General features: G+C 76.0%; 8 protein-coding genes. 1 reads left to right on the top strand and 7 read right to left on the bottom strand.

The features are described 5' to 3' along the window. Nucleotides 1-45: 45 nt before the first annotated feature. The 7 genes from E1283_RS18350 to E1283_RS18320 all read right to left on the bottom strand — a co-directional run bounded on the left by E1283_RS18350 (nt 46) and on the right by E1283_RS18320 (nt 12,758). Nucleotides 46-1,146, bottom strand: a complete 1,101-nt coding sequence (locus E1283_RS18350; RefSeq protein ID WP_132819159.1) for a metalloprotease — start codon at nt 1,144-1,146, stop codon at nt 46-48. Continuing rightward, nucleotides 1,143-2,204, bottom strand: coding sequence for a lantibiotic dehydratase C-terminal domain-containing protein (locus E1283_RS18345; protein WP_132819158.1), 1,062 nt, complete (start codon nt 2,202-2,204; stop codon nt 1,143-1,145). Before E1283_RS18345 ends, E1283_RS18350 begins: the two co-directional genes overlap by 4 nt. Then, the gene (locus tag E1283_RS18340) at nt 2,201-4,909 is read right to left on the bottom strand and encodes a lantibiotic dehydratase (protein WP_207930446.1); all 2,709 of its coding nucleotides are present in this window, start codon (nt 4,907-4,909) and stop codon (nt 2,201-2,203) included. Before E1283_RS18340 ends, E1283_RS18345 begins: the two co-directional genes overlap by 4 nt. A gap of 35 nt (nt 4,910-4,944) precedes the next feature. After that, nucleotides 4,945-6,543: a nitroreductase family protein gene (locus E1283_RS18335; RefSeq protein ID WP_132819156.1), complete on the bottom strand. Its 1,599-nt coding sequence runs from the start codon at nt 6,541-6,543 to the stop codon at nt 4,945-4,947. Between the two features lie 47 nt (nt 6,544-6,590). Further along, the gene (locus tag E1283_RS18330; RefSeq protein ID WP_425086197.1) at nt 6,591-8,549 is read right to left on the bottom strand and encodes a TOMM precursor leader peptide-binding protein; all 1,959 of its coding nucleotides are present in this window, start codon (nt 8,547-8,549) and stop codon (nt 6,591-6,593) included. Nucleotides 8,550-8,733: 184 nt separating this feature from the next. Next, nucleotides 8,734-10,872, bottom strand: coding sequence for a TOMM precursor leader peptide-binding protein (locus E1283_RS18325; RefSeq protein ID WP_132819154.1), 2,139 nt, complete (start codon nt 10,870-10,872; stop codon nt 8,734-8,736). 5 nt (nt 10,873-10,877) lie between these two features. Next, entirely contained in the window at nt 10,878-12,758 is a 1,881-nt protein-coding gene (locus E1283_RS18320; RefSeq protein WP_132819153.1) for an AfsR/SARP family transcriptional regulator, read from the bottom strand. A 420-nt stretch (nt 12,759-13,178) separates the two neighbouring features. Between E1283_RS18320 and E1283_RS18315 the strand changes: the two genes are divergently transcribed. Then, a partial coding sequence (locus tag E1283_RS18315; RefSeq protein ID WP_132819152.1) for an NAD-dependent epimerase/dehydratase family protein occupies nt 13,179-13,666 on the top strand: 488 nt, incomplete at its 3' end.

Here is a 13,666-nt window from a genome sequence, read left to right as displayed (position 1 = left end):
GTGGGTGGGGCACGGGGATCTCTCCTTCGGATGGCACGGTGGAGGTCAGGCGACCAGGAGGGCGTGGACGAGCAGGACGAGCGCGGCGAGCAGCAGGCAGCCGGCCAGCACCGCGCACAGACCGTAGCCGAGGTAGGCCCGCCTGGCCTCCCGCGGGTAGGCGGCGGCCGCCGGGTCGCGGCGCGCCGCGAGGGCGAGGAACTCCCGGCTCGAGGTGGCCAGTCGGGTGGCGCGCAGCGCCTGGCCGACGATGGTGTAGCCGTCGAGCGGTGGCAGCGGCACCAGCATGGCGAGGGCCTGGAGGGTGCCGAGGAACAGCAGTCCGGCCAGCGCCTCGCGGGTGGCGCCGGCCGGCGCGAGCAGCCACCAGACGCAGAACGGCGTCAGGAACAGCAGGTTGGTGACGGCGCCGGCCGCGGCGACCACGATCCGCTGCCGGCGGGTGCCGAGGTACGGGTAGTCGTCGACGACGCAGTACATGATCACCACCGGCAGCCGCCAGCGCAGGCCGATCTCGCCGACCCGGCCGCCGTGGTGCCGGGCGGCGACCGCGTGTGCCAGCTCGTGCAGCGCGGTGCTGAACCAGAGCGCGGTGGCGACGGCGAGCAGCAGCACCGGGTGGGTGAACACCGTGGCGGCGCCGTCGACCAGCTCCGGCAGGCGGGCGAGGAACACCGCCACCATGCCGGCCAGCAGGGCGAGTTGTGCCGCCTGCCAGCCGGGGGCGAGCAGGAAGCCGACGGCCCGGTGCAGCCGGCCCGCGGTGGCGTGGGCGTCCGCGACCAGCCGCACGCTGCCGCGCAGCACGCCGTTGGCCGGCCGCTCGGCGGCGTCTTTCGGCGGGGCGGGGGCGCCGTCGAGCAGGCCGCGGCCGCCCAACAGGGCCAGCAGCTGACGCCAGTTGGCGTCGCCGAGCCGTTTGCCGAACGTCTCGGCGTAGGCCGTGCCCAGCTCCTCCAGGGTGTGGCTGCCGTCCATCCTGGCCATCAGGAACCGTTCGCGCGGCCCGACCTCGAACGACCGGCCGCCGGCCGGCTCCTTCACCAGGTGCACGGTCCTCGGCCCGAGCAGCAGCGGGTCGCTGATCAGGACGCCGGGGCGCAGCCGGGGGCGGAGCCCGGCCAGTGACGATCCCCGGGCGGTCACCGCTCGCCGCCCGCGGGCGCCGGCAGCCGGCGGCGGAGCGCCCGGCCCAGGACGTGCGAGAGGTACGCCTCGTCCTGGATGGTGACGTGCAGCCGGTTGTTCGTCATGTGCATGTAGGGGGAGAGGAGTCGGACCAGCGCCTCGTGCCGGTCGGTGACCGGCTCCTCCCGCTCGCCGTCCCAGGAGCGGAACACCAACTCCCCGCGGTCCGCCAACTCGGTCACCCTGCGGGCGAGTTCGGTGCAGTGGTCGACCCAGCGGCCCAGGAAGTCCGGCAGCAGCCCCGGATCCCCGGCCTCCACCGCGCCCCGGATCCGCTCGTACCAGCGGGTCAGCGGCGGCCCGACCTCGTCGGCCTTGCGCTCGTACTCGACGCTGCCGATGAAGCCGGTGTCGGGGAACGCCCGGTGCCAGAACGCGTAGTAGCTGTCCAGGTAGTCGGCCAGCGGCTCGTCGTCGGCGACGAAGCACGCGGCCATCACCGTCATCAGCTGGGCCGAGGTGCCGAGCAGCACGGTGCGCAGGTGCAGGTTCTTGGTGCGGAACGCGTCGATCACCAGCTCGCTGGAGTGGCGGAAGTGCCACTCGGCGAGGGCGACGCCGGCCGGGCCGCCGTACTTGCCGAACTCGGGCTCGTACGGCAGCCAGGAGCGGGAGTTGTTCGGCCGCAGGTTCATCCGGCCGTCCGCGTCCAGGTAGTCGACGCGCTCGGCGGGGCTGAACTCGATGTCGAAGAGCTGGTTGTAGAACTCGTTGAGGAAGCCGGAGTCCACCTCGTAGAGCGCCGGGCGGCGGGTGAGGAACCCGTCGATCGCCTCCTCGGCGCGCCGCCGCACCTCGTCCTCGGCGGCCGGGGACGAGGGCCGCAGCCGCAGCCTGACGTGCGGGCCCTCCAGCCAGTAGTTGATGAAGAACCAGCCGTCGAGCAGCCCGTCCCGTTCCAGCTCGGCGACCAGCGGGCGTACGCAGTTCAGCAGCAGGGGGCGGGGGTTGGCCGCGTAGTACACGTGCACGGCCTGCCAGGCCCCCGGGGCCTCTCGCGGTGTCGGCTCGCTCACGGCGCGGTCCCTTCCACGTGCGGCACCCGCACGGTCTCGACGGCGAACTCGGTGACGTGCGCGCCCTGTTCGGAGCCGAGCAGCGGCCCCTCCTGGTCGGGCAGCGCCTCGCGGAACACCACCCGGGCCTCCGGGCGGCGCACCAGGCCCTCGAAGGCCAGCAGCGACAGCGGGCTCTCCAGGTCGACGTACTGCGGCTTGGCGCCCGTGGCGCCCCGCGCCCCGCCGTCGGTGACGGTGGCGTACACCCGCTCCGGCAGGCCGTGGTGGCGGCGCCAGCGCCGCCAGCCCAGGTACCAGTCGGCGTCCCCGCCGCCCGTCGCACGCGGCGGCAGCGCGGTGGCCGGCGCCGTCCAGCCGCGCCGGCCGAGCACCAGCCGGCCGTGCCGCACCCGGGGCCGGTGGGTCACGCCGTCGCGCTCGGGTCCCGCCGGGATGCCGCCCCACACGTCGAGCGGCGACATCGAGGTGGGGGAGAGCAGCAGCAGGGTACGGGGCACCTCGGGCAGCGCGAGCGGCACCAGGTAGCCGAGGTAGACGGGCACCACCTCGCGGCCCAGCCGCGCCGAGCGCAGCACGAGGCGGTCCGCCGCCCGGTCGTGTACCAGGGAGAGGTCGGCCAGGTGCAGCTGCCGGTCGGCCGGCACCGAGCTGGTCTCGCCCGGGCAGACGATCTCGTGGTCGGTGAGCTCGCCGTGCAGGTTCAGGTTGCTGGTCACCGGGCCGCCGGTCACCTCGGCGAACACCGCGCCCGGCGGCTGGAGTCGGCGGGCCCGGTCCCGCAGCCGCGCGGACAGCCCGTCGTGGCAGTGGGTGAAGCGGCTGAACGGGAACGACAGGCCGCCGTAGGAGCGGTTGAGCACCACCAGCGGCTCGCCGGGGCCCGCCGCGGCCAGCTGCACATGGTGGCTGTACAGCTCAAGGCCCCTGGGCAGCGGTTCGAGTTCGGCGGCCACCGCCGCCAACAGCGCGTCGTCCAGGACGAGTTCGCCGCCGCCGCCGTCCTGGTGCCCGGCCCAGCGGGCCCGCACCCCGTCCTGGAAGACCTGCCTGGCCGCGTCGAGCGCCTTCAGCTGCGGCAGGCCGAGCCAGTTCTCCTCCGGCGTGTGCCGGCCCTCGGCGTCGAACCGCGGCTTGCGGGAGGTGAACGACAGGTACTGGTCGAAGAAGTCCTCGTGGAAGTCGTGGATCAGCCGCAGCAGGTCGTCGCAGCGGCCGCCGGCGCCGAACCTGGCGAGGAAGAAGCCCTTGAAGGTGAGGCGCTGCGGCAGCGTCAGGTCGAAGGCCGGCAGCACCCGCTCGACGGACCGCAGCGGCTCGGCCAGGGCGGCGGAGAACGCGGCGCGCGACGCCGACACGGCCGGGGCCGTGACGTCCTCGTAGAGCACGGTGCGCGGCACCCGTGGCTGCTCGACGCCCAACTCCCGCTGCACGCCGGCCAGTCGCTCGCGCAGCTCGGCGAGCAGCGCGCGCCGTTCGGCGGGCGAGGCCACCGGGTAGCGGGCCAGACAGCCGGCGGGGCCGTCGAGCGCGGCGGCGGCGCGGGTCGCCCAGGGCCGCCCCAGGGCGCGCAGCGACTCCTGGAAGGCGCGCAGCGGGTCCGTGTCGTGGGCGCCGGTGGACAGCGACGGCACCTGCACCATGCCGACCTCGACCAGCGCCGCCAGGTAGCGCTCGACGTCCGCCGCCGGCTCGCCGCGGTCGGCCGCCAGCCAGCGCACCAGCTCGCCGTAGCGCAGCCCGGGGCGCTCGCCGAAGAGCGCCAGCATCCGCTCCAGGACGCCGCTGCGGCGCAGGAAGAACACCCGGTCCCGCACGGTGTCGAAGGTGACGGCGGTGTCGTCGTCGCCGGCCGTCACCCAGCGCCGCACGTACCGCACCCGGTCGTCCTCCCGGCCCCAGCCGGGCGCGGGCGCCACCGGCAGGTCGGCGCGGCGCCCCGGATCGGCGACCACGGCCTCCGCGACCCGGCCGAGGACGAGGACGTTCAGCCTCGGGTGGCTGGTCCAGGGCCCGGCGAGCGCCAGCGGTTCCTCGGCGCTGGCGGCGTCGCCGGCGTCGTGCAGGGTGCCGAGGGCGACGCCGGTGAAGGTGGAGAACGGGCTGGTCTTGCACGCCGTCCGGTAGAGGTACGCCAGCAGCGACCGCTCCGTCTTCCTGGCCCGCTTGCCGCCCTTCCCGGGGGCGGCGGCGAGGAACGCGTCGAGTTCGGCGTCCAGCGGCGGCGAGGCGAGCAGCACCCCGGAGCGTAGCCGTGCGTCGGCCGCGAGCCGACGCAACGCGGCGCGGCCTTCCCGGAGTTCCGCTTCCAGCAGCCCGGGGCCCGCCGCCTCGCGCCCGGCCAGCAGCTCCCTGGCCGCCAGCCAGTCGGCCAGCGCCTCGGCCGCCGCCTGGTCGAGGTCGGCGACCAGCGCCAGATCGGCGTCCGGGTCGCGCGGCCGCCGGTTGTTGAACACCTCGCGGCGCAGCCGCAGCAACGCGCGCCTGGCGGCCTCGTCCTCGTTGCTGCCGACCAGGTCGTGCAGCAGGTCGGCCACCCGTTCGCCGGTCGCGGTCGACCGGTCGGCCGCGTCCAGCACCTCGTCGGCCCAGGCCCGGCTGGCCGTGGCCCGCAGCCCGCGCACCACGTCGAGCGGCAGGCCGGCGACGCGGGCCGTGAACAGCTCGCCCAACTCCCAGCCCCGCTCGGCGCCTTCCGTGCCCATCGGCTCGTCCCCGCGCATCGGCTCGTCCCCGCCCCTCACGCGATCTCGAAGCGGAAGTCGGCGGGCGCCGGCCGGTCGGCGCCGACCAGCATGATCAGCAGCGGCTGCTCGTCGGTGTCCAGCAGCCCGAGCTCCTCGCGGTAGGAGATGTTGTCGAAGCCGAGGGCCACCCCGCAGCCGGTCGACAGGGCGGCGGCGGCCGTGTAGGTGGCCTGCGCGACACCCCCGATCATCGCGTTGACCAGCCGGTAGCCCCGGTCGCCCACGGCGTCCAGCACGGCGTGGGTGCGGATGGTCGGCACCAGCACGGCGGCGGCCCGCTCCAGGTTGTAGTTGGCCAGGAAGTAGTTCTTCTGGAGGAAGGGCCCCGGCGCGCCGTCCACCACCGGGCGCAGCGCGTTCACCCCCGGCTCGTAGGCGTAGACCCCGGGCTCCACCCCGTCGACGTGGTTGACGAACGCGTACACCCGGGCGAGCGCGTCGGCACCGGCCGCCCCGGCGTCGCCGCCGAGCCGCGCCCCGGCCGCCGCGGCCGCCAGCAGCGCGGCCAACTCCGGTGCCGGCAGCGGCCGGTGATCGGCGGCGAAGCGACCGAAGCTGCTGCGGCGGGCACGCAGCGCGGCCCGCACGCCGGCGGTCAGCGGCGCCGGCTCGGGCAGCGGGCGGGCCGGCCGGCCGGGCGACGCCGGCAGCGCGGCGGCCGGCGCCAGCGCGCCGGGCCCTGGCCGGTCGGCGGCCTCGGCCGAGGTGGTCCGCTGCATCTCCCGCAGCGCCGCGAACTCCAGCACCCGGCGGGACCGTTCCTCGTCACGCCGCGCCACGGCCGCCGAAGCGGGGGCGTCCGCCGCACGGTTGGCGCCGGCCCACGGCAGCGGCACCACGGCGAAGATCCCCTCCTCCTCGCCCCGCACCCCCAACAGCCGGGCCAGCCGCGCCTCGTCGAACCACAGCGCCGGCGCCAGCGCGCCGCCACGGGCCCGCGTCCACATCCGCCAGGTGCCGAGCAGCGCCCCCACGTCCATCGAGACGGCGTGGAACGAGAAGCTGTTGTACTTGAACGCGTTCTGCCAGTACTTCACGCCGAGCACCAGGTACTGGTCGGTCTCCGGGCCGGGCGCCGCGTCGCCGAGCGCGGCCCGCACCTCGCCTGTGACGTCGCCGGTGAGCAGCCGCCGCATCGCGTGGTGGCGCGGCGAGTAGTGGTGCACACCGGGCGGCAGCGGGCCGCTCGCCCCGCTCACCCAGTAGACCGCCACCGGGTAGAGCCCGCCGCCGGAGGCCGTGCCGCGCGACCAGTTGGCCAGCGGGTAGAACGGCAGCGCGTCCAGGTCGGTGTTGGCCTGCACGCCGAGCCGGCGGCCGGTGAGACCGTACGAGTCGAGCAGCAGCCCGGAGAGCGCCGACAGGTCGAACGTCCAGCCGTCGGCGGCCGGTTCGTCCGTGCCGGTCAGCCCGCGGGCCACCGTCGCGGCGGCCGGGTAGCCACCGTCCGCGGGCAGCGGCAGCCGCTCGGACCCCGGGTAGAACTTGGTCTTGCGGGGCCCGTCGGCCCAGTTCGGCACGTGGTCGGCCGGCTCCATCGGGATCCGCCCGCGATGCATGATCGCGGTGGCGTACTCATGGGCGTATCCCATGTCCACTGCCCCCTCGTGGGTCTCTCGCTCTGGCGGGTTCGTCTCGGTCATGGGAACGGGTGCGGCGCGGGGTTGAGGTCGGCGGGCGTCAGGTCGCGGTCGCGCAGCCCCGCCGCGCGCAGGCCGGTGCGGAGCCGCGGCATGGTCAGGGCCCGCTGCCTGCGCCACCCGAAGTCGATCGGCAGCAGCCCGGGCACCAGCACGCTGACCGTGTGCAGCCCCAACTCCCGCTGCCCCGGCATGGTCTGGTCGACGACGACCACCTCGAACCCGGCCTCGGCGACGGCCGCCACGCAGCCCCGCACGTCGTCCCGCAGGTCGTCGGCGGGCGTGAGCGTCCGTCCCGGGCCGAACCGTTCCGTCAACGCGTGCCGTTCGGGCCGCGGCGCGCCCGGCGCGCCCAGCAGGAACTCGGCGTGCCGGCCCATCTCGGGCACCCCGTAGACCAGCGGATGGTCGTGCAGCGCCGCCACCAGATCGAAGTCGGCGGCCATGGCGCGCAGTCGGGTCTCCTCGCGCTCCGTGCGGCCCGGCAGGTTGACGGCGTCGGTGGCGATCTCGCACAGCGCCGAGGCCAGCGCGGCCTCCGGGTCGAGCCCGGCGCCGGCACCGAAGCACATCCGGCCGAGCCCGCCGTCGTGCCGCACCGCCACCCCGGCCACCACCGGTACCGGGAAGGTGAGCGCGGCGTCGAAGAACCGCGCCTCGTAGCCGTACATGGCGAGCCGGTCCACCATCTGCCGGGTGGCGGCGCGGGTACTGCTGGCCGGGTCGATCTCGGGCAGCGGCTGCCGCCCGTACCAGGTGAGCAGGAACGCGTCCCGCTCGATCACCTCCATCAGGCCGAAGTACACGGCCTCCGCCAGACTGCCGCCGGAGGCACAGCCGTTGGAGCTCTCCTGCACGAACCGGCCGGCCAGCCCGGGGGTGTGGTAGTAGGTCAGCACCTCGGGCACCAGCACCGGACGCTCCCGACCGAGGGAGTAGCCCCAGACCCAGGCGATCTCCCGCTCCGGCGCGAACGGCGCGACGTGCGGGTTGGCCGCGTGGAACTCCGGCGCGTACAGCCCGCACTGCCGCGGGTCGACGACGTCCGCGCCGTCGGCGGTCAGCTCGGCGAGGCTGGCCCGCACCGCGCTGGCCCGGGTGCGCGGCCGCATCCCGGCGTACCGCTCCAGGCCCTCCAGGATCCCGATCCGCACGCTGTCGCCGAACCGGTCGGCGTGCCCGCCCCAGAACGTCTCGCGCAGGTAGTCGCCCGAGCGGAGCGAGAAGCAGCCGATCGTGGCGGAGGTCGAGGTGGAGGAGACGTCGTAGACGACGCTCGGGCCCAGCGCGCCGCAGACCGGGTTGGCGTAGGCGTCGGTCGGCAGGTGGTAGGCGCCGAGCTCCCGCACCCGGAACGAGCCCGGCCGGTGCTTGGGCGCCGGCTCGGTCAGCCGCAGCGCGCGGCCGGCGGCCTCGGCCGTGTCCGGCTCCGGGTGGCCGCAGCCGGGGCACTCCGGGTCCGGCAGCAGCGGGTAGCGACGCACGGTCAGCTCCGCCAGGTCGACGAGGTGCACGACGCCGGCGTGCCGGGCCGCCGCCTCGACGACGGCGGCCACCGCGTCGGCGGCGAACGGCGTGACGTACGGCGGCCGGCCGGCGGCCAGGGTGTCCCCACCCAGCTCCACGGCCTCGCGCAGCGCCACCGAACGGACCGCCTGCCAGCGACGCTCCAGGCAGTGCGGGCAGGCTGCGAGACCGGCAGCGCCGGAGGCTGACCCGACGGCGGCGGTGTGCGGGTCGGCTGTGGCGGGGGCCGGCCCGACGACGGCGTGTCGGCCGTACAGCCGCACCGGGACGCCGGGTGCCGCGTCGGGCGCGGCACGGAACGCGTCCCGGACGCCGAGCGGCCGGACGTCCACCGCCACGGCGGTGGACCGGCCGATCAGCCGGGTCAGCGCGGCACACCACGCGACCAACTCGGCCGGAGCCGCAGGCTCCACCGGTGCGGTGCCCGGCACGACCCCCGCCTTCCCGGCGGGCGCGGCCGGCTCCGCCGGCTCGGCGGCCGGGGAGCCGTCCGCGGACGGTTCGGCCGGTGTGGCCGCCCCGGCCGGCTTCGCCGACCCGGCTGGTTCCGCCCGTGTCACGGGCGGCCCGGCCGGCAGGCCGTTCGCGGACGGTGCCGGCCCGGCCGCCGCGGCCCTAGCGGGCCGCATCGGCGGAGCCGGTGGTGAGCAGGACGCGGGCGGTGTGCAGGCCGGCCGACCGCAGGTCGGCCGGGGTCGTCGCGGCGTACAGCGCGTCGCGGCCGGCGGCGCGCAGCCGGTCGAGGACGGCGGGGAACGTCACGGCCGGGGCCGCCGGCACGGCCGGCCCGGTGACGGCGACGGCGCCGGGCGCCAGGTCGCCGAGCAGCGGGTCGCCGACGTCCGCCGACTCGCCGGTCTCCGCTTCGAGTTGGACCGCGCCGAGCAGGTCACGCAGCGCGGCCACGGCCGCCGCGCCGGCCGACAGGTCGCAGCCGACCGCCCACCGGGCTCCCGCCGTGCCGCGCTCGCGCGCCAGCACCGCGTGCGCGCCCGAGCGCGCGGCCTCGCCGAGGTCGAGCAGTTCCACCTCGACGCCCAGGGTGCCGGCGGTGCGGTGCAGGAACACCGACTCGGCGTCGTCCTCGGCCGGTTCGACCGGCCGCACCACCGTGGCGCCGCGCACCGCGCGTAGCAGCGCGTCGTGCGCCAGCGCGGAGAGCAGTGCGTGCCCGGCCGCCTCGCCCGGGGTGTCGCCGGCGCCCGCGCCGGCCGCGCTCCTGGCCACCAGCAGGTCGCGGTTGTGCGGGCCGAAGGGCCGCAGCGCGGCGGCCGGCACCGCCGTCTCCTCCTTGGTCAGCAGCGAGACGGCCGTGGACCAGGCCGCGACCGGCCCCACGCCGCCCACCGTCAGCGCCTCGGGGCCGACCGCCGGCAGCCCGCCGTGGCCCCCGCCGGGCAGCGTCCCGGCCGGCACCACGTGGTCGACGTAGGCGGTGGCGGCGGCCCGCAGCCCGCGCTGCCTGGCTCCCGCCAGGTGGTGCACGTCGAACGCGGCGACCAGTCGGGTGCCGGCGGCGCCGAGCGGCGCCTCGACCCGCGACACCTTGAGCGGGGTCTGGGTCAGGCCCTCGTCGTCCCAGCGGGTGAACACCCCGGCGTACGGCCTGACCAGGGCGGTGCTGATCCGGTTCAGCTCCGCCACCAGGTCCTCGGCGTCCCGCGCGGACTCCACCGTCACGGTGCGGGACACCGCCAACTCCTGGGGGACCGACGCCGGTTCGGCCGGCGTGGCGCACCGTCGGCAGCGCGGGTGCGGGCGCAGCGGCTCGGCCGTGACATCCAGCGAGTCCAGGTCCTGGACCAGGAGTTGGCCGTCCGTCTCGGCGGGCAGCGCGCCGGTGGCGGTGCGGAAGATCTCGTAGCCGAGCAGGTTGCCGATCATGGCGGCCACCGGGCCGGCCAGCGGCCCGCCGGCCGGCCGGGCGCCCGCGTCGGCGCCGTCGGCCAGCTCGCTCCACAGCTCGACGGCCGCGGCCGGGTCCAGGTTGGTGCCGAACCGCAGCAGCGCGCAGCCGGGGCAGCCGGCCCGGCCCGCCTCGGCACGCGGCCCGACGATCGCCCGCTCGCCGAACGTCCAGGCGGGTATCAGCAGTTGGTCGGCGGGCAGGCCGGCGGCCAGCAGCCGGGTGGCGCGGGCCAGCGCGTCAGCGCCGGCGACCACCACCACGTCGTAGCCGGCGGTGTTCCCGTCCCGGACGGTGCCGAGCCGCACCGGGCAGTCCGCCTCGGCCAGCTCCCACGCCTCCACCTCGGCGGACGGCGTGGCGGTCTCGGCGTCCACGGCGGCGATGCCGTTGCGCACCAGGCTGAGCACGCACCACTCCGCCACCTCGCCCGTGCCGAGGACGGCGACCGACGTCTCGCGGAAGCGGCGGAAGCGTGCCTCGGCGCCGTCCACGTAGTGGTCGACGTAGGCGATCTGCTCGGCGAACCGCTCGGCCACGGCGGCCGGCAGCCCGGCGTCCGGCGCCGGCTCGGCGTCGCGCGCGAAGTCCCGCTCCAGCAGCGAGCCGACCAGCGAGGCCACCATGGCGCGCTGCTGCTCGCCGAGGCCCGCGCAGATCTCGGCCAGCGGCCGCGAGCCGTCCAGGTGCGGCACGATCAGCGAGGCGAACCGGTACGCGGTCTTCCCGGTCAGGTGGAACCCGCCGTCGGCGTTGTGGAAGAGCACCCCGCCCGGCGTCCGCGTGAACAGCACGTCCCGCCGGATGCGCGGCCGGATCCCGGCCACTCCGTCAAACGCTGTCGCCATCCCCGTCACACCCTCTGTCTCGGTCTCTCGTTCGGTCTGTGATCTGGTCCCTGGCCGGCGCCGCGGTCCGGTTCACGGTCCGGTTCGCGGCCCGGTCCGCGGTCGGGTCCGCGGTCGGGTGCGCGGCCCACCGGCCGGTCCGCCGGCCGGTCCGGTGGCTTGCCGGGGGGCGCCCGGTGGCCGGTCGGGCCGGCGTAGAGCCGCAGCAGCCCGTGCAGCCGGTAGGGCCCCGGCGGGCCGTCCTCCAACAGGCCGGCGTCCACGAGCCGTTCCAGCACCCCGTCGGCCTCCGCCTCCGGCAGCCCGAGCACCCCGGCCGCCTCCGCCCGGCCGAACCGGGCCGACGGCAGGCCGCCGAGCGCCAGCAACGCCTCGGCCAGCGCCGGCTCCAGGCGCTCCAGCGCCCCGCGCACCACGCGCGGCACGGACATCAGCGGTGCGTCCGGCAGCGAGAGCCTGGCGAGCGGATCGGCGGCGATCCAGCAGAGGCCGTCGGCCAGGCCCAGCGCCGGCCTGGTCAGCAGCCGGGCGGCGGCGATCACCAGCGCCAGCGGATGGTGCCCGCAGGCGGCGGCCAGCGCGTCCGTCGCCTCCGGTTCGGCCGTCACCCGCTCCTCGCCGAGCACGGCGGCCAGCAACTCCCGTGACTCGTCCGGCCGGAACGTGTCGAGCCGCCGCACCCGGCCACCGTGGGTGGCGACCAGGCCGGCGAGCCCCATCCGGCTGGTGACGATGACGGCGTGTTCGCCGGTGCCGGGCAGCAGCCGCCGCACCTGTGCCGGGTCCGTCACGTCGTCGAGCACCAGCAGCGCGCGTGGGCCGCCGCCGCGCTGGAACCCCGGTAGCGCGGCGGCGAGTTCGTCGTCGACCTCGGCGGCAGGGCGCGGCCGGCCCTCCTGGTCGGTGAGGCGCAGCAGCAGCCGGCCGCCGGGGAACTCGGCTCCGGTCAGGTGCGCCACCTGCTGGGCCAGCGAGGTCTTGCCGATGCCCGGTGCCCCGCAGACCAGTTCGAGCGCCGGGCGTCCCGCGGTCTTCCGCAGCCGCTCGGTCAACGCCGTCACCTCGGCGGCCCGCCCGGTGAACCACGGCACCTCGGGCGGCTCGGGCCGCGCCGACAGTTCGACCCGCGCCGGCGCCACGCTCCGCAGCTCCTCGCCGCGCAGGATGGCCAGTTCGAGGCGTTGCAGCGCGGCGGACGGATCGACGCCGAGCGCCTGCCGCAGAAAGGCCTTGAACCTGCGGTACTCGGCCAGCGCCTCGCTCTGCCGCCCCGTGCGGTACAGGCCCTCGATCAACTGCTCACGGAACCGGCCGTGTCCCGGGTGGGCGCGGGTCAGGCTCCACAGCTCGACGACGGCCTGCCCGCAGTGGCCGAGCTCCAGGTGCAGGTCGCAGACGCGCTCCACCACCCGCAGCCGCTCCTCGTGCAGCCGCGGCACCTCGTCGCGGTGCATCGGCTCGGAGCGGACGTTGGCCAGCAGCGATCCCTGCCACAGGGTCAACGCGTCGCGCAGCATGCCGAGTTCGGCGTCCGGGCCGGCGTCCGACCGTTCGGCGGCGCGGACCCGCTCCCGGAAGTCGACCAGGTCGAGCGACCTGGCGTCCGCGGTGATCCGGTAGCCGCCGGGCACCGCCTCGATGGGCGTGTCCAGCACCCCGTGCTTGGCGAAGAGCCGCCGCAGCCGCAGCACGCACGTCTGCAACGAGGCCCGGGCCGTGGCCGGTTGCTCGTCGCCCCAGATCATCCGCTGCAGGTACTCGGCCGACACCAGGGTGTTGGACCGCAGCAGCAGCGCCGCCAACAGGTTGCTCGGCTTGGACGGCTGGAGCACCACGGTCTCCACGCCGTCCGTCAGGCTCAACGGACCGAGGAGCTGGAACCGCACCCCCGCTACCCCCGTCTTCGCGAGGTCGGAGGGGGCGGCGTCGGACGGGTGGGAAGGGCCATCCGTATCCTCCTGCGAAGCCACCTGAACCTACGGGAAACCGCCAAACGACCCGAACGCTACCCGCGTTGACTGGCCGGAAGGAGACCCGCCGCTGTCCGAATGTTGCAGCGGCATGGACAGCTTGTTGCCAGCCGGACCGGCATACCGTGGCCGACCTGACCCGCGTCCGACCGCCGACGGGACGGCCGTCCCGAGCACCCTCACCAGGGCCCGCCGAGCAGGATGTACCTCCATCAGGTGATATGCCGACAGATACCGGCACTTACCGGCCCGGCCGCCTATGCTGAGCGGTGCCCGTTGTCGGGCTCCCCGGCGTTCTTCGGAGAAGGGGGGCGGCGGAGGGGATCGGTGGGGCGGATGGGCGGTCCTTCGAGGGTCCTGGTCACCGGGGGCAGCGGCTTCCTCGGCAGCGAGATCTGTCGCCGCCTGGTCGCCCGCGGCACCGACACCGTCTCGTTCAGCCGCCGGCCGAGCGCCGCCCTGGCCCGGATCGGCGTCCGGCAGTTCCAGGGCGACCTCGCCGATCCCACCGCCGTGGCCCGGGCCCTCGCCGGCTGCGACGCCGTGATCCACAGCGCGGCCCTCGTCGGGGTCGGCGGCCCCCCGCACCCCTACTGGGCGACCAACGTGGACGGCACCCGCCACGTCGTCGAGCAGTGTCGCGCCCAGGAGGTGCGCACCCTGGTCCACACCTCGACCGCCGGCGTCGTCCTCGGCCCCGACGGCCTGGCCAACGCGGACGAGTCCACCCCCCTTCCCTGTTGTTCGTCCGGATGTCGACTCGGTGGTCCTGACAGGGCGGCCACACATACGCCTCTTCGCATGGGTGGCCGGGCTGTCGTGTC

This window comes from Streptomyces hainanensis (genome assembly GCF_004348415.1).
GTDB lineage: Bacteria > Actinomycetota > Actinomycetes > Streptomycetales > Streptomycetaceae > Streptomyces > Streptomyces hainanensis.
This window is presented reverse-complemented; position numbering and strand designations above follow the sequence as displayed.

What these genes read in the sequence shown, in the direction of transcription:
- E1283_RS18340 (WP_207930446.1), bottom strand. Translation starts at nt 4,909, where the DNA reads ATGGGCACGGAAGGCGCCGAGCGGGGCTGGGAGTTGGGCGAGCTGTTC.
- E1283_RS18335 (WP_132819156.1), bottom strand. Translation starts at nt 6,543, where the DNA reads ATGGGATACGCCCATGAGTACGCCACCGCGATCATGCATCGCGGGCGG.
- E1283_RS18325 (WP_132819154.1), bottom strand. Translation starts at nt 10,872, where the DNA reads ATGGCGACAGCGTTTGACGGAGTGGCCGGGATCCGGCCGCGCATCCGG.